This is a genomic window from Ancylobacter aquaticus (genome assembly GCF_004339465.1).
Classification (GTDB): Bacteria; Pseudomonadota; Alphaproteobacteria; order Rhizobiales; family Xanthobacteraceae; genus Ancylobacter; species Ancylobacter aquaticus.
Window position 1 is genome coordinate 187,388 of sequence record NZ_SMFY01000002.1, and the last position, 20,807, is coordinate 208,194.

Sequence of the window (20,807 nt, forward strand, 5' to 3'; positions counted from 1 at the left end):
GCGTTCAGGGGATCAGGCGACGATACACTTCGGGGCGTCGGTCGGGGACATGGGTGTTGATCGCCCGCGCCGCCTTCAGACGCGCGGGATCGAGATCGGCGAAGAGAAGTTCCTCGCCATCGCCTCCCAGCATCAGGTTGGTGCCATGGGGATCGCCGACGCAGCTCAGGCCCATATAGTCGAGTTCGCCCTCCACACCGCAGCGATTGGCGTAGGCGACGAAGAGTTCGTTCTCGAAGGCGCGCGCCGGCACGACGACATGCGAGACCGCGTCATAGGGCTTCATGTTGGCGGTTGGCACCAGCACGAGGTCGGCGCCCGCCAGCGCCAGCGCGCGCACGGCTTCGGGGAACTCCACGTCGTAGCAGATGAGCATGCCGACCCTGTAGCCCTCGAAGCTCGCAAGCTCTGCCGAGCCCTCGCCGGGCGCGAACATCGCCCGGTCGAGATCGCCGAACAGATGGGTCTTGCGGAAATTGAGCAGCGGCGCCCCATCCTTGCCGATGAGCAGGCAGGAATTGTAGATCGCGCCGCCATCGCCCAGCTCGGGATAGCCGTAGCAAAGCCCGACGCCAAGGGTGCGGGCAATCTCGCCGGCACGCCAGGCGCTGGGGCCATCGGCCGGCTCGGCTTTCGCCAGCGCTGCCTCGCGGCCGATATTGTAGCCGGTGAGAAACATCTCGGGCGCCAGCAGAAGGTCGGCGCCACCGGCCACCGCCTTGGCCGCTGCCGCGTCGAGAAGGTCGAGATTGGCGGTGGGCTCGTTCGACGGGTCGCCCGCCGTCTGCAACAGGGCAAGGCGCATCAGGAGCCCTTCCGCGCCTTCAGCGCCGTCACCGACATGCAGAAGATTTCAAACAGAACCTGCGCTGCCGCATGCGGGGTGTTCGAGGTGGGATCATATTGCGGCGCGACCTCCACCACGTCGCCGCCGATCACGTCGAGGCCGTTCAGTCCGCGCAGGATTTCCAGCACCTCCCGCGACGTGAGGCCGCCGATTTCCGGTGTGCCAGTGCCCGGCGCGAAGGCGGGGTCGAGGCTGTCGACGTCGAAGGAGACATAGACCGGCCCGTCGCCCAGCACCTGCTTCGCCTTGGCGATGATGGCGGGCACGCCCATGCCGGTGACGTCCTCGGCATGGATCACCGTCATGCCGCTCTCATAGGAGAACTCCCAGAGGAATTCCGCTCCGCCGCGAATGCCAATCTGGATGGTGCGGGTGGGGTCGAGCACCCCGTCCAGCACGGCGTTGCGGAAGGGGCCGCCATGGTGAAACTTGGCGCCCTCATAGGTGCCCGACGTGTCGCAATGGGCGTCGATGTGCAGCATGCCGACCGGGCGCGTCTCGCCCACCGCCTTGAGGATCGAGCCGGTGATGGAATGATCGCCGCCGACCGAAAGCGGGATGACGCCGGCCGCGACGATCTTCTTGTAAAACGCCTCTATGTCCTCATGGCAGGAATCGAGGCTGAAGCGCGAGCGGAACGGCACGTCGCCGATATCTGCCACCTTGGCCTCGGCGGCCGGCACCATGCCCAGCACATGCTCATAGGGGCCGATGCGCTCGATGGCGCGCACCGCGCGTGGGCCGAGGCGGGCACCGGCGCGGTTGGTAACGCCAAGGTCCATCGGCACGCCGATCAGCGCCACGTCGAGCCCACCGAAATCGGCGCGTTCCTGCGCCTCCGGGCGATAGGGCGCATCCAGCAGCGTGGCGGCACCGGCCCATGGCCAGACGCGCTTTTCGCCATCCTTGAACTGCAGTTCGGCGACGCGCTTGAAGGTCTCGTCATAGACCACGCCGCCACCGACGCCGGCATATTTGGCCCGCAGCTTGTCGAGCTTTTCCTGATCGGACATTCGCGCCTCTTTGTGAGCCTTTGGCTTCTGGAAGTCCGGTCAGGCTAGCCTGTGCCGGCCGGGCCGGGGAGGGGGCACGGGCCTTTCCCCTGCCGGTTGCCGCGAGGTGTGGCGCGGCGGGCTCAGCGGATGTTCAATAAGATGTCCGCCACCTCCTCCGGCGCACTCAAGAAGGGCGAATGTCCGGTGTCGAGTTGGTGGACCGTTGCCCCCGGCACCGCCGCCTGCATGTCCCGCTGCACGGCGAGCGGCAGGCCCCGGTCCTGCAAGCACTCGATATAGTGCCGGCGCAGTTTGCCGAAGCGGTGAGGCGTGATGGCGGAGACGGTGGCGAACGGCGCGTGCGGGGTGACGCGCACGAGGTTGGGCAAAGCGCGGTCGATGTCGTGCTCGGTGCAATCGGAATAGAGCGAGCGGGCGATGAGGTCGCGGCGCGCGAGGTCGAGCCCCAGCCCTTCCTTGCCGAGGCGCAGCATGCCCTGCGTCTCCACGATGGCCGGGTCCTTGAGATAGCTCGGCGTCATGACGAAATCGCGGGCCGACTTGCCGTTCGGCGCCATGAAGCCGGTGAGGTAGACCAGCGCCTCGACGCGCTCGGGCATTTCCTCGCCCAGCCAGGTGCACGTCGCCCCGCCGACGGAATGGCCGACAAGAATGGCCTTGCCCTCGATCTCTTCCAGCGCCGCGCGCACCGGGGCGGCATAGATCGCGATGTCGGTGACGGCGGCGGTCGGCGTTGTGTCGAAGCCGTGGCTGGCGAGGTCGGGGGCGATCACCGCATGCCCGGCGGCGCCAAGCATGTTCGCCACCTTCTGAAAGCAGCCGCCCCAGTGCCAGGAGCCGTGGATGAGAATGAAGGTGGCCATGGCTTTTCCTCCGAAAACGCGTGGCGCGTGGTAGCGGCCGGCGCGGGCTACGTCCAGCGTGGCATGCCAGGGGCGGCAGGAGACCCCGACCGAAGTTGCGCTTTGCCCCTTCGCGGCGGCAGGGTACATTTTGACCATGGCGCCGCGTTGAGCAGTGGGCGCCCCAGGGACCGCACACATGGCCTATCGCACCGTCGCCGGATCGCAGACTTACGCCTTCGCCGATCTGAAGGACCTGATGGCGAAGGCGACGCCGCTGCGCTCCGGCGACATGCTGGCCGGCATCGCCGCCGCCACGGCGGAAGAGAATGTCGCCGCCCGCATGTGCCTCGCCGACGTACCGCTCACCGCCTTCCTCAACGAGGCGCTGGTGCCCTATGAGGAAGACGAGGTCACCCGGCTCATCATCGACACGCATGACGCGCTCGCCTTCCGCACCCTCTCGCACATGACGGTCGGCGATTTCCGCGACTTCCTGCTGTCCGGCATCGCCACCAGCGAGGTTCTGGCCGCCATTGCGCCCGGCGTGACGCCGGAAATGGCGGCGGCGGTGTCCAAGCTGATGCGCAACCAGGACCTGATCGCCGTCGCCAGGAAGTGCCGGGTGGTGACGAAGTTCCGCAACACCATCGGCCTGCCCGGCACCATGGCGGTGCGGCTTCAGCCCAACCACCCTACCGACGACCCGGCGGGCGTCACCGCCTCGATCCTCGACGGGTTGCTTTATGGCTGCGGCGACGCGGTGATCGGCATCAACCCAGCATCCGACAGCGTCCCGGTGCTCAGCGAATTGCTGAAGCTGATCGACGGCATCATCCAGCGCTTCGACATTCCGACGCAGGCCTGCGTGCTCACCCATGTGACGACCGCCACCGAGGTGATCAATCGCGGCGTGCCGGTCGATCTGGTGTTCCAGTCGGTGGCCGGCACGGAAGGGGCGAACGCCTCCTTTGGCATCAGCCTCGCCACGCTGAAAGAGGGGCGCGAGGCGGCGCTGTCGCTCAACCGCGGCACGCTCGGCGACAACGTGATGTATTTCGAGACCGGGCAAGGCTCGGCACTCTCCGCCAACGCCCATCACGGCGTCGACCAGCAGACGCTGGAGGCGCGCGCCTATGCGGTATGCCGGCCGTTCAAGCCACTGCTGGTGAACACGGTCGTCGGATTCATCGGGCCGGAATATCTCTATGACGGCAAGCAGATCATCCGCGCCGGACTTGAGGACCATTTCTGCGGCAAGCTGATGGGCGTGCCGCTCGGCTGCGACGTCTGCTACACCAACCACGCCGAGGCCGACCAGGACGACATGGACACGCTGATGACGCTGCTCGGCGCGGCGGGCGTCACCTACATCATGGGCATTCCCGGCTCCGACGATGTGATGCTGAACTACCAGTCCACCTCGTTCCACGACCAGCTCTACCTGCGCCAGGTGCTGGGCCTGAAGCGGGCGCCGGAATTCGAGGCGTGGCTGCAGCGCATGGGCATCACCGAGCCGGACGGCAGCTTGAGGAAGCAGCACGGCACGCACCCGCTGCTGGCCGCCGCACCGGGGCTGGCGGCATGAGCGATCCGGCTGAGGATGGCGATCTTCCGGCAGATAAGGGGATCGGGAATGCGGTGATCGAGGATAGCTGGCGCCGGCTGGCCAGCATCACCCCGGCCCGCATCGCCCTGGGCCGGGCCGGCACCGGGCTTCCGACCCGCGAAGTGCTGCGGTTCGCTCTGGCGCATGCGCAGGCGCGCGATGCGGTTCATCTGCCCTTCGATTCCGCCCGCGTGGCGGCGGAGATTGCCGCGCTCGGCTTCGAGACCGTGGAGGTGAAATCTGCCGCCCCGGCGCGCGATTCCTATCTGCGCCGCCCCGATCTTGGCCGCCGGCTATCGGAGGAAAGCGTTGGATTGCTTGGCGAATTAGGCGGGGCGCCGGCAGATATCGCCATCGTGGTCGCCGATGGGCTGTCCTCCACCGCCATCCATGCGCAGGCGGTGCCGTTCCTTACCGCCTTCAAGGCGCGGATCGCCGAGGCGGGCTGGAGCGTCGGTCCGGTGTGCGTGGCGTCTCAGGCGCGTGTGGCTCTCGGTGACGAGGTGGGCGAGCTACTGAAGGCGCAGGCCGTCATCGTCCTCATCGGCGAGCGGCCGGGCCTGTCCTCGCCGGACAGCCTCGGCCTTTACCTCACCTTCGCCCCCCGCGCCGGGCGCTCGGACGCCGAACGCAACTGCATCTCCAATGTGCGCGGTGAGGGCCTCTCGCACGACCACGCCGCCTTCAAGCTCTCCTGGCTGCTCAAGGAGGCGCTTGCGCGGCGGCTCACCGGCGTAGCGCTGAAGGACGAGAGCGACCTTTTGCTCATCGGCGGCCACCCGCCGCCCGCGCGGATCGGTTAGGCGTATCGTTCAAGCCGTTACGGGTGGTCCCTCACAGCCGGAGTGAACGACCGGCGCTATTTCTTGCGGCCGAACTCGTCGTCGAGCCAGTTGTCGGCCAGCGTCATCCGCTTGAAAATGAAGGGCACGGCCCGCAGGCGATTCACTACCGGCCCCTTCTCCCAGACGTCGCCATGCTCGAAGCCCATCATGATGGTGTAACGCGGCAAGGTGAGGAAGGGCAGGCGCATCCGCTCCCACTTCACCACAACGAACTCCATGTGGAGCGAGGGCGCGGCTAGGTAATAGAAGCCTTCCGAGGGCGCGTATTTGGCCGAAAGCTTTGGCGCCACATCCGGCGTGCCGGAGCGGATGAGGGCCAGGTCCGCTTCCGTGAAGGGCAGGCGCGGGAGATCGCGGGCGATGGCCAGCATCTCGTTCGGGGTCATTCGGGTCGCCATGTCGCCTCATACAATGGGATGAGACGCCTATCTGCCGCAAAGCGGCGGCAGGGGGAAGACCTCGCGGCCGCGCTAATTGGCGCTGTCGCCTTCCTCATAGTGCTGCTCAGCCCCCTTATAGGGGTCGGCAAGGGCGGCGGTGGGCTCGCTGACAGGGATCTTGCCGCCCGAGGTCATCGCCGCCAGCTTCTGCGGGCCGGAGCGGCGCAGAATGTCGCGGAAGCTGGGATGCATGCCGCCATCGACATAGGTCGCGTTGGCGGGCGGGCGGGTTGCCGCCAGCATCGCGATGCTGTGCTCATCCTGCATCTGCTTGTTCGTCGCCGCCATCAGCGCGGCGTCGGGCAGGGGCATCGGGCAGGGCGCCAGCGGATCGGCCATGGGCTGCGCCGGCTGGGTGCCCGGCGTGAAGCTGTAGCGTCCTCCGCAGGCCGAGACATTAGGCGGCACGCGGGTGACGGCGAACAGGTCGGTGCCTTCCTTGAGGTTGCGCCAATAGGGCATGTTCGGGTTGGCGCGGTGCTCGGCCATGTTGCCGGGGGTCATGCGGAAGGGCAGGGATTGCACCTGGAAGCCCGGCTGGCCGCCGGCCAGTGCCTCGCGCGCCAGCGCATAGACCTCGCCCACGCCGTCATTGGTCATGGCGTAGCAGCCGGCCGACGTGCAGGCGCCATGCACCATCAGCGCGCTGCCGCTGTAGCCGAGCGCCCGCTCCAGCGCATTGGGATAGCCGAGATTGAAGGAGAGGTAGTATTGCGAGCGCGGGTTCAGCTGGCCACGGGAGATCGTGTAGAAGCCTTCCGGCGCCTGGCGATCGCCCTCGCGGGTCTTGGGACCGAGCTTGCCCGACCAGCGGCAGAGCGGGTAGGTCTTGAGCAGGGCGTAGCGGCCGGACGTGGTGCGCTTCCACACCTCCAGCTCGCTCTCCTGCTTGTAGATCCTCACCATGATCGGGTCGTCCGGGCTCATGCCCTTGGCGGCCATCTCCTGCATCAGCTTCTGCGGAATCGGGATCGAGCCGCGATCGTCGCCATCCATGGACGCGCAACCCGCAAGGAAGGCGGCGAGGCAGAACATCAAGACGGTGCGCAACAGGTTCATGTCAGCTCGGCTAGCGTCGCAACAAGGCGGATCGACGGCAGACGCACGGCGAGGGGCGTTCTACCCCACCGGCCACCCCCGATTAATGCCGCCATGGTTTCCAGATCGTTAGGATGAACCGCCTTCGCGAGGCTGTGATCGGCAAACCCTGGCCTCGCGGCTCAGGCGGCGTGGCGGCACTCGACGGTGATGTGCTTGAGCTCATGCACGGGCGCTAGCCGGGCGCGGATGGCGTCGCAGGTCAGGCCGAACGGCGCCACCACGCTGATGATGGCCGCGTGCGAATCGGGGCCGATCCGCCAGACGTGAAGATCAGCAATGCGGACATCGCCGGGCCCCTCGACCACCTGCGTGACCTCCCCGGCGAGCTGGATGTCGGTCTGGTCGAGCAAGACGGAGGACGTGTCGCGCATCAGGCTCCAGGCCCAGCGGGCGATGACAAGGCCGCCCACGATACCCATAACCGGGTCGAGCCACACCCAGCCGAGCAGGCCACCGGCGATGAGGGCGACAATGGCCAGAACCGAGGTCAGCGCATCGGCGAGCACATGCAGATAGGCGCCGCGGAGGTTGTTGTCGCGGGCATGCGCGCCGCCCCGGTGCGCGTGGTCAGTGTGCGGGTGTTCGTGATCGTGGGATGGGTGGTCGTGAGCGTGGGGCGCATGAGCGTGGGGCTTGTGCTCATGTCCATGCCCGTGCGAATGGCCGCCGCCCAGCAGGAAGGCGCTGACCAGGTTGACCCCGAGGCCGAGCACGGCCACCAGCGTGGCGTCGCCAAACGCCACCTCGACGGGGTCATACAGGCGCAGCACGGACTCGAACGCCATGACGACTGCCACGATGGCGAGTATGGCCGCCGAGGCGAAGCCGGCAAGGTCGCCCACCTTTCCCGTGCCGAAGCTGAACCGGGCGTCCCCGGCGTGCCGGCGGGCATAGCCATAGGCGAGAGCGGCGATGCCGAGGGCGCCGGCATGGGTGGCCATGTGGAAACCATCGGCCAGCAGCGCCATCGAGCCGGTGTAGAAGCCGGCGGCGATCTCGCCAACCATCATGACCGCCGTCAGGATCGCAACAAGAAGGGTGCGCCGCGAACTCTCGTCATGGCTGGCACTGAGGAACTGGTGCGGGTGCGTGAAGGCCTGCGTATCCGGCAGCGGGTTCATGATCGTGACCTATTTTGAGTAGCGGCGAATGGCTTCCATCAGCTCGCGCGCGCCCTCGGCCCGCGCGGCGGGCGAGAGGTCGGGATCGGCGACATGGGAATGGAGGTGCTCCTCCACGATCTTCTCCATCAGGCCGCTGACGGCGCCCTTGGTGGCGGCAACCAGGTGGAGAAGGGCGGTGCAGTCCGCGCCAGCGGCGAGGCCGCGTTCGATCGCCGCCACCTGTCCGGCGATGCGCTGGACACGGGCAAGCAAAGCAGGATTGGGCGTTGAGAGATGCGACATAGGATAGGGGGGTACCCTATATTTGGCGTGCCGGCAAGGGAACGCGTCGCCTCTCGGCGTCGAGGCGGGCGAGGGACGTGCCCGCGCTCGGTCGGCAGACCCTTGCACGTGACAGGAAACAGCGGGATAGCGTAGCGCCGCGCGTTCGGCCCGGGTCGTCGGGCGCTGGAGCGGATGCCTTCAACCGGATGAGCGCCATGTCACTGTCTCGCCTCAAGGCCGTCGTCTTCGACTGGGCCGGCACCGTCGTCGATTTCGGCTCGCTCGCACCGATGGGTGCTTTTGTCGACGCCTTCGCCGCGTTCGATGTCGCGATCAGCATCGACGAGGCGCGCGTGCCGATGGGCATGGCCAAGCGCCCGCATGTGGCGGCCTTGCTCGCCATGCCGCGCATCGCCGGCGAATGGCAGCGGGTGCATGGCCACGCCCCGACCGAGGCCGATATCGATGCCGTCTATGCGGTGTTCGTGCCAAAGAACATCGCCGTGGCGGCAAGCTATGCCGATCTCATTCCCGGCGCGGCGGCGACGGCGGCGGCGGTGCGCGCGCAAGGGCTGAAGATCGGCAGCACCACTGGCTACACCCGCGAGATCATGGCGAAGATCACCCCGATTGCCACCGCACAGGGTTTTACCGCCGACGCCATGGCCTGCACCGGCGACGTGCCGGACGGGCGCCCGACGCCGTTCCTGATGTGGAAGGTGCTGACCGAGCTGGAAGTCTATCCGCCGTGGGCGGTGGTCAAGGTTGACGATACGGAAGTCGGCATCAGCGAGGGGCTCAATTGCGGCGCCTGGACCGTGGGCGTGGCCGTCACCGGCAATGTCTTCGGCCTCTCGCAGGCAGATACGGCGGCGCTTTCGGCGCAGGAATTTGCGCTTCGCCGCCGTCGCGCGGCGGAAAAGCTAGCGGCGGCCGGGGCGCATTATGTCATTGATGGCGTAGCCGACCTTTTGCCGGTGCTTGCCACCATCAATGGTCGTCTCGCGCGGGGCGAGCGACCCTGAGCGCCGAAGCGCCGGGATTGTTCGGAAGAGGCAGATAACGGAACCGGAAGGCCGGCACGGGCGTTCGCGCTGTGCTTCAGAGGTCTCCCGTGTCCGCATCCCTTTCCCCGCCACGTCTCGGTTTCGCGAGCTTGCTCGAACGGCAGGCCGGCTTCTCGCGGTTTGCGCCACGCGTGGTCGTCGCCGTGCCCGCCCGCGATGAAGAAGCGCGGATCGAGCGCTGCCTCACTGCACTTGTCGGGCAACGCCGGGCGGAGAGCGATGTCGGCGCCTTCGGGGTGCTGGTGCTCGCGAATAATTGCCGCGACGAGACAGTTCCCAAGGCCCGCCGGGTGCTCGCGGCCGCCGGCCTGCCGCACCGGGTTCTGCGGCTGGATGTTCCGCCGGCCTACGCCAATGCCGGTTTTGCACGCGGGCTGGCGCTCGACCTTGCCAGCACCTGGATCGAGCACGGCGGCGTGCATGGGGCGCTGCTGACGACCGATGCCGATACGGTGGTGGCGCCGGACTGGCTTGCGCGCAACCTTGCCGGGCTTTCGGCGGGATGCGGCGCGGTCGCGGGCCGTTTCGAGCTCGACCCGGTCGAAGCGGCGGCGCTGCCATCGGCGCTTCGGAGGCGTCGCCGGATCGAGGCCGCCTATGAGGCGGCGCTGCTGGCGCTGGCGGGCCGGCTTGACCCGGTGCCGCATGACCCCTGGCCGAACCATTGGACCGCCTCCGGCGCCAGCTTCGCCGTGAGCCTGGCCGCCTATCGTCAGATTGGCGGCCAGCCGAACGTGGAGGTCGGCGAAGACAGGGCGCTCGCAGCGGCGCTGGCGCGCCACGACATCCCGATTCGTCACGACCCCGCCATCGTCGTCACCACTTCGGCGCGGCTTGAGGGGCGGGCGAGCGGGGGCTGTGCCGCGACGCTGCGCCAGAGGCTGGAGAACCACGACCTTCCCGGCGATGAGAAGCTTGAAGCGCTGCCGGTTGCCCTGCGTCGCATGGTGCTGCGCCGTCGCCTGCGGCAGGCCTTCGACCGGGGTCTCGACGCGACCGCGTGGGAGCGCCGGCTGGGCGTGCCGGTGGGTGCACTGCAGGGTGTGGCGCGCGTTCGGTTCGGTGAGGTCTGGGCGACGGTGGAGCGGCTCAGCCCGCTGCTGGCGCCGCGCCCATTGCGGCCCTCGCAAATGGAGCGCCATCTCGTCGCCGCCCACCAGCTGCTGCGGGCGCTGGATCGCGCCTCACGCGGCAACGAGAAGGTCGAGCCGATAATCCTCGGTGCGCTGCTGCGTCACCAGCCTCAGGGTGTCGGCGGTGGCCGCGATGAAGAACTCGGCAGCCTCATTGCCTGAGAGCGGATAGTCCGTTTCCCGCACCCAATGGACCAGCTCGACATGCGCTCCGGGGCGGAGAGCCGCCGTCACCCGCGCGGCGAGGCGCGAGACGTCGGCCGGTGCGAGGTAATAGACGACTTCCGACAGCAGAATGAGGTCGAATGTTCCCTCCGGCCAGTCATCGGGAACGCTGGCCTGCAGGAACTCGACCTGCGCGAGCCCCCGACAGTGCTCACGCGCCCGCTCCAGAGCCGCGGCGGCGGGTTCCATCGCGATCAGCGCATCGCAGCGGGGGGCCAGGCGCTCCGTCAGCACGCCGATGGAGCACCCGATCTCAAGCGCCCGCCCGTAGCGCGGACGGGGCAAGGCGGCGAGCGTCGCCGCGTATTTTGCCTGCTCGTATGGGCTGGACTCGAAGGACCAGGGATCGGGTGAGCGGGCATACAGCGTGTCGAAATAGGCCGTGGGGAGCGAGGGGCTCATGGTGGGGACTCGATGAAGGTTTCCCAAGGCGTGTCGAAGCGGGCCAGCATGTCCGGCGTGAGGCGGAATCCCTTGGGATCGTCGACGATGAGCGCCGTGGTCTGCGAGGCATGGGCGGCGATGGCGCGCCGCTTCGCCGGCAGGTGATCGGAGACGCGGACCCGCACGCCGCGCGGGCGCTCGCCCGGAAGCGGCATGTGCGGCGGCAGGGTGAGGCCCCAGATCGGGTACTCCCAAAGTGTCGCGCCGGGGACGCGCCGCACCGCCGCCCGCGCCAGTGCGAAGCAGGCCTTGTGGTCGCCATGCGGGTCGTGCCGCCAGGTGACGGCCACCACGTCCGCAGTGGCGGCAAGAGCGGCGATGCGATCGCAGGCTCGTTCCGCCTCATAGCCCGATATCGGCACGGAGCGGTCCGGCAGGCCGGCGAAATGGACATGCGATGGCCCGACACCGAGTGCCGCCGCTGCCAGGATCGCCTCCTGCTGGCGCAACGCCGCCAGAACCATGGGTGGAAAAAGCGTCGAGCCGGGGTGTGAGCCTGCCCCGTCGCTGACGATGAGAATGGAAACCGGAAGGCCGGCTGCCCGGCAGGTCGCGATGAGTCCCCCACAGCCCAGGCTCTCGTCGTCGGGATGCGGCGCGATGACGAGCAGCCCACGCCGCACGAAATCCGCCGGTTCCACCTCGGGGAAGCCAGCCATGGCGTCCAATGCGTCGCCGAGAGTCACGGTCATCGCCAGAGGTCCCCGGCGGCCTCGTCGCGGAAGGCATAGGCGCCTCCGGCGCACAGGGCACGATCCGGCGCCGGCTGGCGCAGATAAGTCGCCAGATCGCGGCTCACGCGCTCCAGCGGATTGGGGCGCAAGAACCCCGCCAGGCCGACGGAGCGCTGCACCCGCTCAAGCGTCTCCAGCCCGCAGCGCTCCACCGCCGAGCGGGCCAGGTTCACATAGGCTATGGCGCGCTCTGCGGCTTCCGGCGTGTCGGCCACCCCTGCCGCCTCGGCCAGACGGGCGGCGCTGCCGACCCACAACCGGGCAGTCTCCGCTGCGATGAGCGTTTCCCCCATGCGCGCGAGCTGGTGGGGGTCCTCATGCCGCCCGCCGGCACGGAGGAAGTCCTTCGCCTCGTCGACCAGCCGCTCGATGCCGCCGAGTTGGACGGCGCAGAAGCGCCAGGCGCCGGCGGAGAAATGCGGCTGCCGGTGATAGTCGCCAGCGCCGCCCAGAAGATCCTCCGGCGCCACGGTAAGGCCAGTGAAACGGAAGCTGCCGGTAGCCGAGGCCCGCATGCCGTGGGCCCGCCAGTCGGAGAGGTCGGCACGCGCAGCGTCGTCAAGCTGCGGCAGCACCATCCGCCACGCACCGTCCACGTCGCGGGCGGTGATCAGCGGGCAAGCGACATGGCCGGCACCAGAGGCGAAGGTCTTGCTGCCGACGAGGCGCAGCGCCCCGCCTTCACGCATCAGCCGCACCCCGTCGCTGCCCTCGGTGTTCCACACGCCGAACAGCGCACCCGCGGCCGCTTGCGTGCGGGCGCGCAGTACCTGATCGCGGGTGCCATAACGGAGGATCAGAGCCGCCGCGTTGACATGCCCCTCATAAAGCCGGCCGAGCGGCAGGCCGCCATGGCCGATGAGGCGGAGCACCTCCGCCAGTTCGTCTGGCGCACCGATGGCTATGCCCGCCGCGTCGTTGGTGCCGAAAGGCGCGGTAAGGGCACCGATGGCGGCGAGGCGGGCAATGTCCTGCGACGGGAAGCTGCCGTCCTCGTCGAGCGCCGCCGTATGGCGGACGAGGCGGCGCAGATCGCCGAGCAGCGACTCATGTCCCCGTGTGTGGTCGTCCGCGATGTCGAGCATAGGAGAGTCCCCTTTTGGCCGGGGACAAGTAGCGGCAGCGACCCGAGGTTCCGGCGGATGTGCCGGAAGGCGCCGAAACCCGCTTGGGGAGCGAGATCACGCGCTCACAGTGCCGGCGGTGGCCCGCTCACTCGCGTCCTGCTGCCGGAGGAAGTCGGAGACCGCCTTCAGGCAGGCTTCCTTTTCTTCGACATGCGGCATGTGGCTGGAGTCGGGAAACAGCACCCAGCGAATGTCCGGCACTTTCTCGACATAGGGCCGCACCACCTCGTGAGTGGCCTCGTCATAGGCACCGGAGATCAGCAGGGTCGGCACGGCGATCTGCGACAGCCGATCCTCGATGGTCCAGTCCTTCATCGTGCCGATGACGTGGAATTCGGTCGGCCCATTCATGTGGCTATAGACCGTGTTGTCCGCGTCCATCGCCGCGAAGGTACGGGCGACCTCGGCCGGCCACGGGGTGACGCGGCAGACGTGCCTGTCGTAAAAGGCCATCGAGGCCTTGATGTAGTCCGGGTGGGTAAGCGTGCCGGCGGCCTCGTGCCGGTGCAGCGTCTCCTGCACCTCGACCGGCAGGTCACGGCGCAGCCTGATGGCCTCGCTGACCCAAGTGTGCATGTTGGCGGGGGAATTGGCGATGACCAGCGCCTTGAGCCCCTGCGGCCGGCGCACCGCGTGCTCGGCGCCCAGCATGCCGCCCCAGGACTGTCCGAGAAAGGCGTAGCGTTCCGCTATTCCCAGATGTGCGAGCAGCGCGTCGAGTTCGGCGAGGAAGAGGTCGACGGTCCAGAACTCCGGCCCCTTCTCCGGCAGATGCGTGGAATGGCCATTGCCGAGCTGGTCGTAGTGGATGACGGCGCGGCCATCGAGCGCGCTGATGTCCTTGAAGGAATCGACATAATCATGGGTGCAGCCGGGCCCGCCATGCGCCACCACCAAAGGCAAACGGGGACCGGAGAGATCACCCGTCACGCGGTACCAGGTGCGATATCCCCGGAAGGGCATAAACCCTTCCACGCCGCCCGCTGCGCTCATGCCCGATCCTCCTGCCGCCCATTTTGATGGGGAGGAAAATAGGCAGTCGGCACAGGGGGCGGCAGCTATCAGAAGTGATAGGCGGGGGGCGATGAAACAGGTTCAATCGAGCAGGCGCAGCCGTGCTGCCCGCACGGCCGCCTGCGTGCGGTTCTTCGCCTGCAATTTGCGCATCGCGGCGTTGAGGTGCATCACCACGGTGGGCACGGAGCGACCGAGTGCGCGGGAGATTTCCTTGGCGGAAAGCCCCTCGGCCGCGTGTCGCAGGCATTCGCGCTCGCGGGCGGTCAGATGCGGCAGGCCGCTGAGACGGCGGTCCTCGCGCAACCCGCTGGCGGCGGCGTGCTGGAAGAGATGCGCCAGCAGCCCGAATTCGCCCAGGCAGTGCTTGGCCTCTCGTTCGGCGAAACGGCCGTCGCCGCAGCGTATGCCGGTAACGGTGGCGTAGTCGCCGCCGGGCATGTGCACCGGCACGGTGACGCCGGCACTCATGCCACGCGCGACGAGGAAGTCGGCCACCGGCGCGCTGTCTTCGTTCATGAAGCCGCGGATCAGGGTTTCGGCGCGGGGATCATAGTTCCAGACGAAGGGCCTTGTGGTGCCCAGCGCCACCTTCTGCACCGGATCGAGGCGGAAATAGCCTTGGCCGAACCAGTAGTCGCGCATGGACTCGTCGACATTGCGCAGCTCCAGCACAGACGGCAGCATCTGCTCACCGTCGAGGTCGAAGCGTGCCGGGGTGTAGTCGTAAATCAGCGCGTCGAAGCCAAAATCGCGCATGGCCTCAAACAACAGATCGACCTGCGCGCCCAAAGTGGTGGCCGCGTCCAGCCGCTGTTCGATCAATCCGATGTCGGCACTCATCGCCGAGCGTCCCCCGCCTGTAGGGGCAAACCTATCACTTCTGATAGCTGGTTTGGACTCCCGTTTTCTCTACGAATTAAGCATGCCTTTTTGTTGAGCAGGGACGGGCCGGACGATGTGGCGGGAGATCGAGCCGCATGAGCGGCATGAGGTGCAGGTCGGCGAACACCGGGTGGTGGCCTACTCCTTCGGCATGGGCACGGAAACCGTCTTCCTCCTTAATGGCGGGCCGGGGCTCCCCTGCGATTATCTGCGCGAGGCGCATTCTTGCCTGATCGACGAGGGCTACCGGGTCGTCGCTTTCGACCAGCTCGGCACCGGCGCCGCCGACCGGCCGACGGACCCGGCACTTTGGACCATCGGCCGCTATGTCGAGGAGACCGAGACGGTGCGTACCGCGCTGGGCCTCGGCAAGGTGCATCTGCTCGGCCATAGCTGGGGCGGGTGGCTCGCCATCGACTACGCGCTGGCCTACCCGCAGGCGCTCAAAAGCCTGATCCTCGCCGACACGGTGGCCGACATGCCGCATCTGGTGAGCGAGCTTGAGAAGCTGCGCGCGGCACTGGGGCCGGAAACCGTGGCGATGATGCAGAAGCACGAGGCCGCCGGCACCTTCGATCATCCCGAATATCAGGCGGCGATCACGCTCCTGAATTACCGCCATGTCTGCCGCCTGCCGGAATGGCCGGCGCCGGTGCAGCGCTCGCTGTCGGACTGGAACATGGGCCCCTATGTCGCCATGCAGGGGCCGAACGAGTTTCTCTACACCGGCAATCTGAAGGACTGGAACCGCATCCCGGACCTGCCGAAGATCGGCGCGCCGACCCTAATCGTCGTGGGCGAGCGCGACGAACTCACCCCCGCCTGCGCCATGCGGATGAAGAATGCCCTGCCGCAGGCGCGGATCAATGTTGTCGCGAATGCCAGCCACATGCCGTTCTACGAGAACCCGGCGGGCTATTACCCGCCTCTGCTTGACTTCCTCGCCAGCGTATCGCGCTAGAAATGCACCGCTATTCCTTCATCCTGATGCGGCCGCTGCAGTTCGTGCCGGTCGTGTTCGGCGTCAGTCTCATCACCTTCATCCTGGTGCGGATGATCCCCGGCGATCCGGCGCGGGTGCTGCTGGGCGCCCGCGCGACGCCGACCGCCATTGCCAATATCCGCGCCCAGTTCGGTCTCGATGAGCCTTTGTGGCTGCAATATCTGTATTTTCTGCGCAACCTCGCCAATGGCGAGATGGGCATGTCGATCGTCTACCGGATCGACGTGCTGCGGCTGATCGGGACCCGCATCGAGCCGACCTTCGCGCTCATCCTATGCAGCGTGCTGCTCTCCATCCTCATCGCCGTGCCGCTCGCCGCGCTCGCCGCCCGCAACCAAGGCCGGTCGATCGACCACGCGATCCGCTTCGCCTCGACCTTCGGCATCGGCTTTCCGCCTTTCTGGCTCGGGCTGATGCTGATGATGCTGCTGGCGGTGAAGTACCCCATCTTCCCCGTCTCGGGCTATGGCGAGACGCTGGGGGACAAGCTGGCGCATCTGGCGCTGCCCTCGCTCACCATCGCGCTCTCGCTTTCCACCGTGCTGCTCCGCTCACTTCGCGCCGCCATGGTGGACTGGCTGAAATCAGATGTGACGACAGCCGCGCGCGCGCGCGGCATGCCCGAGTCCATCGTGTTCTGGCGCCATGTGCTGCCAAACTCCATCGCCCCCTCCATCAATCTTCTCGCGGTGAATATCGGCTGGCTGATCGGCGGCACGGTGGTGATCGAGAGCATCTTCGCCCTGCCGGGGATGGGGCAACTGCTGGTGCGCGCCATTTTTTCGCGCGACTACATGGTGGTGCAGGGCGTCGCCATGGTGTTCGCCTGCGCCACCGTGCTGGTCAATTTCCTCGCCGACATCGCCACCGTGGCAGTTGATCCGCGGGTGAAGCTGTGAGCGGGCGCGCGCGCGCCAAGCGGGTGAACCGCACGCTCATCGCCGGGCTCGTCCTTGTCGGCGGCTTTGCGCTGGCCGCGCTCGCCGCGCCGCTGATCGCCCCCTACGACCCCATTTTCCAAGATGGCACGGCCCGCATCCAGCCGCCCTCGCTGACCCACCCGTTTGGCACGGACAATTTCGGCCGGGACATCCTTTCGCGCATCATTTACGGCGCGCGGGTGGACCTGCAGATGGCGGTGATCGGGGTGTTCTTCCCGCTGGTGATCGGCACCGTGATCGGCGCGATTGCCGGCTTCTTCGGCGGCGTTGTCGATGCGGTACTCATGCGGCTGATCGACATCATCCTCGCCTTTCCCTTCCTCGTGTTGATGCTCTCCATCATCGCCATTCTCGGGCCGGGGCTTTCCAGCTTCTACATCGCCATGGCGTTGGTCGGCTGGGTATCCTATGCGCGGCTCATACGGGCGCAGATTCTCGTCCTGAAGAACGCCGACTATGCGGTGGCGGCGGTGAGCCTCGGTTTTTCGTGGAGGCGCGTGCTGTTCCGTCATCTGCTGCCCAATTCGGTGGCGGGATCGCTGGTGTTCTGCATGTCGGACGCAGTGCTGGTGCTGCTGTCGGGGGCGGCGATCTCCTATCTCGGCCTCGGCGTCCAGCCTCCCACGGCCGAGTGGGGGATCATGGTGGCGGAAGGGCAGGCGTTCCTGTCGCAGGCATGGTGGATCACCCTGTTTCCCGGCCTGTCCATCGTGCTGCTGGCCTTCGGCTTTTCGATGATCGGCGATGCGCTGGGCGAAGCCATGGGGGTGCATGAATGAGCGCCCCGCTGCTTTCTGTCCGCGACCTCTCCGTCGTCGTGCGCAATGGCGAGGGGGAGCAGACCCTGCTCGACCGCGTATCGCTCGATCTCGCGCCGGGCGATATCCTCGGCCTCGTCGGCGAGAGCGGATCGGGCAAGAGCCTGCTCTGCCGCTCATTGGTGCAGCTTCTGCCGTCACGCGCCATTTCCGTCACCCGGGGCGAGGTGTGGATGGGCGGGCGCGACCTCCTCGCACTGGGCGACGCGCAGATACAGGCGGTGCGCGGCGCCGAGATAGGCATGATCTTCCAGAACCCGTCGAGCCATCTCGACCCGGTGATGCGGGTTGGCGACCAGATCGTCGAGGGGCTGCGCTTCCACCGCAAGCTGAACCGGGCCGCGGCACAGGAAGAAGCAATCGCGCTGATGGGGCAGGTAGGTTTCACCGACCCGGCGCGTCAGTTCGCGGCCTACCCCCACGAATTCTCCGGCGGCATGCGACAGCGCGCGATGATCGCGGTGGCACTCTCCTGCGATCCCAAAGTGCTGATCGCCGACGAGCCCACCACTGCGCTCGATGTCACTATCCAGGCGCAGATCCTGCGTCTTCTCATGGAGCTACGCGAGCGTCGCGGTCTGTCCATCATCCTCATCACCCATGACCTCGGCGTGGTCGCCCAGACCTGCGACCGCATAGCGGTGATGCGGCAGGGGCGGGTGGTGGAGGTGGGGGACAAGCGCGACATCCTCGCCCGGCCCCAGCACCGCTACACGAAGGCGCTCATATCAAGCCATCCCTCCATGCCGACGGATGAGGCAAACGATGTGGTGGACGACAAGGTCGATGCGGCCCGCCTTCCCGCAGGCCCAGCCCGTCCGCTGGTGGAAATCGACGATCTGCACATCCGCTACCCGCTCTCCGGCGGCGTGTTCGGGCGCCGCCGCAGCTTTAGCGCGGTCGCCGGCGTATCGCTGCAGATCCGGGCGGGCGAAACGGTGGGAATTGTCGGCGAGAGCGGCTCGGGCAAGTCGACCCTTGCACGGGCGATGCTCGGCCTCATCCCGATTTCCGACGGGCATGTCACCTTCGACGGCGCCAGCCTTCGCCTTCAGCGCGAGGCAACGCTGACGAAGATGCGGCAGCAGGCCGCCATGGTGTTTCAGGACCCGTTCAATTCGCTCAATCCGCGCCTCACCATCGGCCAGACGCTGGCCGAGGTGCTGCGCGTGCAGGGCAAGGTGGCGCCCGCCGCCATCCCTAAACGGGTGGACGAGTTGCTGCGGCTGGTCGAACTCGATCCCGACTATGCCGGACGCCGCCCGCGCCAGCTTTCCGGCGGCCAGTGCCAGCGCGCCGGCATCGCGCGGGCGCTGGCGGTCGATCCCCGCCTGATCGTCGCCGATGAATGCGTCGCTGCGCTCGATGTCACCATCCAGGCGCAGATCGTCGCGCTGTTCCAGCGGCTGGTGAGAACCATGGACCTCACGCTGGTCTTCATCGCCCATGACCTCGCCATCGTCCGCAATCTCTGCGAACGGGTGGTGGTGATGCACCACGGCCGCATCGTCGAGGAGGGGCCCTGCGCCGAGGTCTTCGAGCGACCGCGCGAGGCCTACACCGCCGCGCTCATCGCCGCCATTCCCGATATCGACCCGGACCGGCGCCTGCTGGCGCCGCCTGGGCTGCTTGCAAGCTAACAACCAGAGGAAGAAACCCGTGAAAACCGCTCTCCGCAAATCCCGCCTCGCGGCTTTTGCCGCGCTTCTTTCGCTCTCAGCGAGCTACGCGCACGCGGCCGGCGTGCTCACCATCGCCCGCAACGAGGATTCCACCACTTTCGACCCGATCAAGTCGGCGCAGAATGTCGATAACTGGGTGTTCTCGAACGTGTTCGACGTTCTGGTGCGGGTGGATGCCAGCGGCACCAAGTTGGTGCCCGGCCTTGCCGAGAGCTGGACCATTTCCGATGACGGGCTGACCTACACCTTCAAGCTGCGCGACGCGAAATTCTCCGATGGCGCCCCCGTCACCGCCGAGGATGCCGCCTTCTCGCTGATCCGAATCCGCGACGACAAGGGTTCGCTCTGGTCCGACAGCTTCAAGGTCATCGACACCGCGACCGCCGCCGACCCCAAGACGCTGGTAGTGAAGCTGACGGGCAAGTCGGTGCCGTTCCTGTCGATGATGGCGCTGCCCAACGCCTCGGTGCTGCCGAAGAAGCTGGTGGAAGGCGCGGCTGCCGACAGCTTCGCCGAGAAGCCGGTGGGCTCGGGCGCCTTCAGCCTGGTCGAGTGGCGGCGCGGCGACCGGGTCATCCTCAAGAAAAACCCGAATTACTGGGACGCCGGCAAGGTCAGCCTCGACGGCGTGGAATGGCTGGTCATTCCCGACGATAACACCCGCATGCTGAAGATCCAGGCCGGGGAGGTCGATGCCGCCATCACCGTGCCGTTCTCGCGCGTCGCCGAGCTGAAGACGAACCCCGATCTCAAGGTCATGAGCGACCCCTCGACCCGCGAGGACCATATGCTCATCAACCATGAGCACGGCCCGCTGGCGAAGAAGGAGGTCCGCGAGGCGCTGGACATGGCGATCGACAAGCAGGCGATCGTGGAGGCGGCGACCTTCGGGCTCGGCGAGGTCGCCTATTCCTATGTGCCGAAGGGCGCACTCCATCACTACGCCGAAAATCTTCAGCGCCCCTATGACCCGGCAAAGGCCAAGAAGATGCTGGCCGACGCCGGCGCTTCCGACCTCACGCTGAACTACATCGTCAATGCCGGCAAGGAGACGGACGAGCAGATCGCCGTGCTCGTGCAGCAGCAGCTGGCCAAGGCCGGCGTGGGTGTGACGCTGCAGAAGGTCGACCCCAGCCAGAGCTGGGACATGCTGGTGAACGGCGATTACGACATTTCGGTCATGTACTGGACCAACGACATTCTCGACGTCGACCAGAAGACCACTTTCGTCCTCGGCCACGACACCAACATGAACTACATGACCCGCTACAAGAACGACGAGGTCAAGGCGCTGGTGGAAGCCGCGCGGCTCGAAACCGACCCGGCCAAGCGCGAGGCAATGTATGTGATGCTTCAAAAGCTGGCCAAGGGCGACGTCAACTGGATCGACCTCTACTACAGCCCCTATATCAACGTCACCGGCAAGAACATCGACAAATTCCACCAGAACCCGCTCGGCCGCTTCTCCCTTGAGGAGACGGTGAAGAACTGAAGGCCTGTTTGACACTCTTCCGTCGGCGTCATCCTGGATTGGCCGCAGGCCATTCCGGGATCGCGTCGCCCGCCTGCTGGACGATCCCGCAAGCGATTTTCCAAGCAGGCTCTAAGGGCACGAGGACCCTCAGGCTTCTGCACGACCTGGCGCG

Annotated in this window: 21 protein-coding genes; 9 read left to right on the forward strand and 12 right to left on the reverse strand. The window is 67.1% G+C overall.

From position 1 onward, the window contains the following. Positions 1 to 4 precede the first annotated feature (4 nt). The 3 genes from EV667_RS10370 to EV667_RS10380 all read right to left on the reverse strand — a co-directional run bounded on the left by EV667_RS10370 (position 5) and on the right by EV667_RS10380 (position 2,726). Positions 5 to 805: a carbon-nitrogen hydrolase family protein gene (locus EV667_RS10370; protein WP_131835282.1), complete on the reverse strand. Its 801-nt coding sequence runs from the start codon at positions 803 to 805 to the stop codon at positions 5 to 7. Continuing rightward, positions 805 to 1,860 carry an agmatinase gene (gene speB, locus EV667_RS10375; protein WP_131835283.1) on the reverse strand — a complete coding sequence of 352 codons (1,056 nt, stop codon included), beginning with the start codon at positions 1,858 to 1,860 and terminating at the stop codon, positions 805 to 807. Before speB ends, EV667_RS10370 begins: the two co-directional genes overlap by 1 nt. 122 nt (positions 1,861 to 1,982) lie before the next feature. Next, positions 1,983 to 2,726 (reverse strand): alpha/beta fold hydrolase, encoded by a 744-nt coding sequence (locus EV667_RS10380; protein WP_131835284.1) that lies wholly within the window; start codon positions 2,724 to 2,726, stop codon positions 1,983 to 1,985. A 178-nt stretch (positions 2,727 to 2,904) separates the two neighbouring features. Between EV667_RS10380 and EV667_RS10385 the strand changes: the two genes are divergently transcribed. Continuing rightward, entirely contained in the window at positions 2,905 to 4,293 is a 1,389-nt protein-coding gene (locus EV667_RS10385) for an ethanolamine ammonia-lyase subunit EutB (RefSeq protein ID WP_131835285.1), read from the forward strand. Next, positions 4,290 to 5,117, forward strand: coding sequence for an ethanolamine ammonia-lyase subunit EutC (gene eutC / locus EV667_RS10390; protein ID WP_131835286.1), 828 nt, complete (start codon positions 4,290 to 4,292; stop codon positions 5,115 to 5,117). The genes EV667_RS10385 and eutC overlap by 4 nt, the downstream gene beginning before the upstream one ends. 56 nt (positions 5,118 to 5,173) lie before the next feature. On the opposite strand, the gene EV667_RS10395 is transcribed toward eutC, so the two are convergent. From EV667_RS10395 to EV667_RS10410, 4 genes are all read right to left on the reverse strand, one after another. Continuing rightward, entirely contained in the window at positions 5,174 to 5,557 is a 384-nt protein-coding gene (locus tag EV667_RS10395; protein WP_245516099.1) for a hypothetical protein, read from the reverse strand. Between the two features lie 72 nt (positions 5,558 to 5,629). Continuing rightward, the gene (locus EV667_RS10400) at positions 5,630 to 6,658 is read right to left on the reverse strand and encodes a L,D-transpeptidase family protein (protein ID WP_131835287.1); all 1,029 of its coding nucleotides are present in this window, start codon (positions 6,656 to 6,658) and stop codon (positions 5,630 to 5,632) included. A 161-nt stretch (positions 6,659 to 6,819) separates the two neighbouring features. Further along, positions 6,820 to 7,821 carry a CDF family Co(II)/Ni(II) efflux transporter DmeF gene (gene dmeF, locus EV667_RS10405; protein WP_131835288.1) on the reverse strand — a complete coding sequence of 334 codons (1,002 nt, stop codon included), beginning with the start codon at positions 7,819 to 7,821 and terminating at the stop codon, positions 6,820 to 6,822. A 9-nt stretch (positions 7,822 to 7,830) separates the two neighbouring features. Further along, the gene (locus EV667_RS10410) at positions 7,831 to 8,106 is read right to left on the reverse strand and encodes a metal/formaldehyde-sensitive transcriptional repressor (RefSeq protein ID WP_131835289.1); all 276 of its coding nucleotides are present in this window, start codon (positions 8,104 to 8,106) and stop codon (positions 7,831 to 7,833) included. Positions 8,107 to 8,294: 188 nt separating this feature from the next. On the opposite strand from EV667_RS10410, the gene phnX reads away from it, so the two are divergent. Both phnX and EV667_RS10420 read left to right on the forward strand, forming a co-directional pair. Next, entirely contained in the window at positions 8,295 to 9,113 is an 819-nt protein-coding gene (gene phnX, locus EV667_RS10415; protein ID WP_131835290.1) for a phosphonoacetaldehyde hydrolase, read from the forward strand. Between the two features lie 89 nt (positions 9,114 to 9,202). Next, positions 9,203 to 10,450 (forward strand): glycosyltransferase family 2 protein, encoded by a 1,248-nt coding sequence (locus tag EV667_RS10420; protein ID WP_131835291.1) that lies wholly within the window; start codon positions 9,203 to 9,205, stop codon positions 10,448 to 10,450. On the opposite strand, the gene EV667_RS10425 is transcribed toward EV667_RS10420, so the two are convergent. The 5 genes from EV667_RS10425 to EV667_RS10445 form a co-directional block, all read right to left on the reverse strand. Continuing rightward, a complete protein-coding gene (locus EV667_RS10425) occupies positions 10,340 to 10,915 on the reverse strand; it encodes a class I SAM-dependent DNA methyltransferase (RefSeq protein WP_131835292.1) in 576 nt (191 codons plus the stop codon). The two genes, EV667_RS10420 and EV667_RS10425, sit on opposite strands and share 111 nt — an antisense overlap. Beyond that, on the reverse strand, positions 10,912 to 11,649 hold the full coding sequence (locus tag EV667_RS10430; protein WP_131835293.1) for a PIG-L deacetylase family protein: 738 nt from the start codon (positions 11,647 to 11,649) through the stop codon (positions 10,912 to 10,914). The genes EV667_RS10425 and EV667_RS10430 overlap by 4 nt, the downstream gene beginning before the upstream one ends. After that, positions 11,646 to 12,776, reverse strand: coding sequence for an acyl-CoA dehydrogenase family protein (locus EV667_RS10435; RefSeq protein WP_131835294.1), 1,131 nt, complete (start codon positions 12,774 to 12,776; stop codon positions 11,646 to 11,648). Before EV667_RS10435 ends, EV667_RS10430 begins: the two co-directional genes overlap by 4 nt. A gap of 96 nt (positions 12,777 to 12,872) precedes the next feature. After that, positions 12,873 to 13,811: a proline iminopeptidase-family hydrolase gene (locus EV667_RS10440; protein ID WP_131835295.1), complete on the reverse strand. Its 939-nt coding sequence runs from the start codon at positions 13,809 to 13,811 to the stop codon at positions 12,873 to 12,875. A gap of 102 nt (positions 13,812 to 13,913) precedes the next feature. Further along, the gene (locus EV667_RS10445; RefSeq protein WP_131835296.1) at positions 13,914 to 14,675 is read right to left on the reverse strand and encodes a helix-turn-helix transcriptional regulator; all 762 of its coding nucleotides are present in this window, start codon (positions 14,673 to 14,675) and stop codon (positions 13,914 to 13,916) included. A gap of 115 nt (positions 14,676 to 14,790) precedes the next feature. Between EV667_RS10445 and EV667_RS10450 the strand changes: the two genes are divergently transcribed. From EV667_RS10450 to EV667_RS10470, 5 genes are read left to right on the forward strand one after another with little or no spacing between them, the layout of a single operon-like run. Further along, positions 14,791 to 15,678: a proline iminopeptidase-family hydrolase gene (locus EV667_RS10450; protein WP_131835297.1), complete on the forward strand. Its 888-nt coding sequence runs from the start codon at positions 14,791 to 14,793 to the stop codon at positions 15,676 to 15,678. A 2-nt stretch (positions 15,679 to 15,680) separates the two neighbouring features. Further along, positions 15,681 to 16,619 carry an ABC transporter permease gene (locus tag EV667_RS10455; RefSeq protein ID WP_131835298.1) on the forward strand — a complete coding sequence of 313 codons (939 nt, stop codon included), beginning with the start codon at positions 15,681 to 15,683 and terminating at the stop codon, positions 16,617 to 16,619. 23 nt (positions 16,620 to 16,642) lie between these two features. Further along, entirely contained in the window at positions 16,643 to 17,440 is a 798-nt protein-coding gene (locus tag EV667_RS10460; RefSeq protein WP_131836307.1) for an ABC transporter permease, read from the forward strand. Next, positions 17,437 to 19,119, forward strand: coding sequence for a dipeptide ABC transporter ATP-binding protein (locus EV667_RS10465; RefSeq protein WP_131835299.1), 1,683 nt, complete (start codon positions 17,437 to 17,439; stop codon positions 19,117 to 19,119). The genes EV667_RS10460 and EV667_RS10465 overlap by 4 nt, the downstream gene beginning before the upstream one ends. A gap of 19 nt (positions 19,120 to 19,138) precedes the next feature. After that, on the forward strand, positions 19,139 to 20,653 hold the full coding sequence (locus EV667_RS10470) for an ABC transporter substrate-binding protein (RefSeq protein ID WP_131835300.1): 1,515 nt from the start codon (positions 19,139 to 19,141) through the stop codon (positions 20,651 to 20,653). Positions 20,654 to 20,807 lie beyond the last annotated feature (154 nt).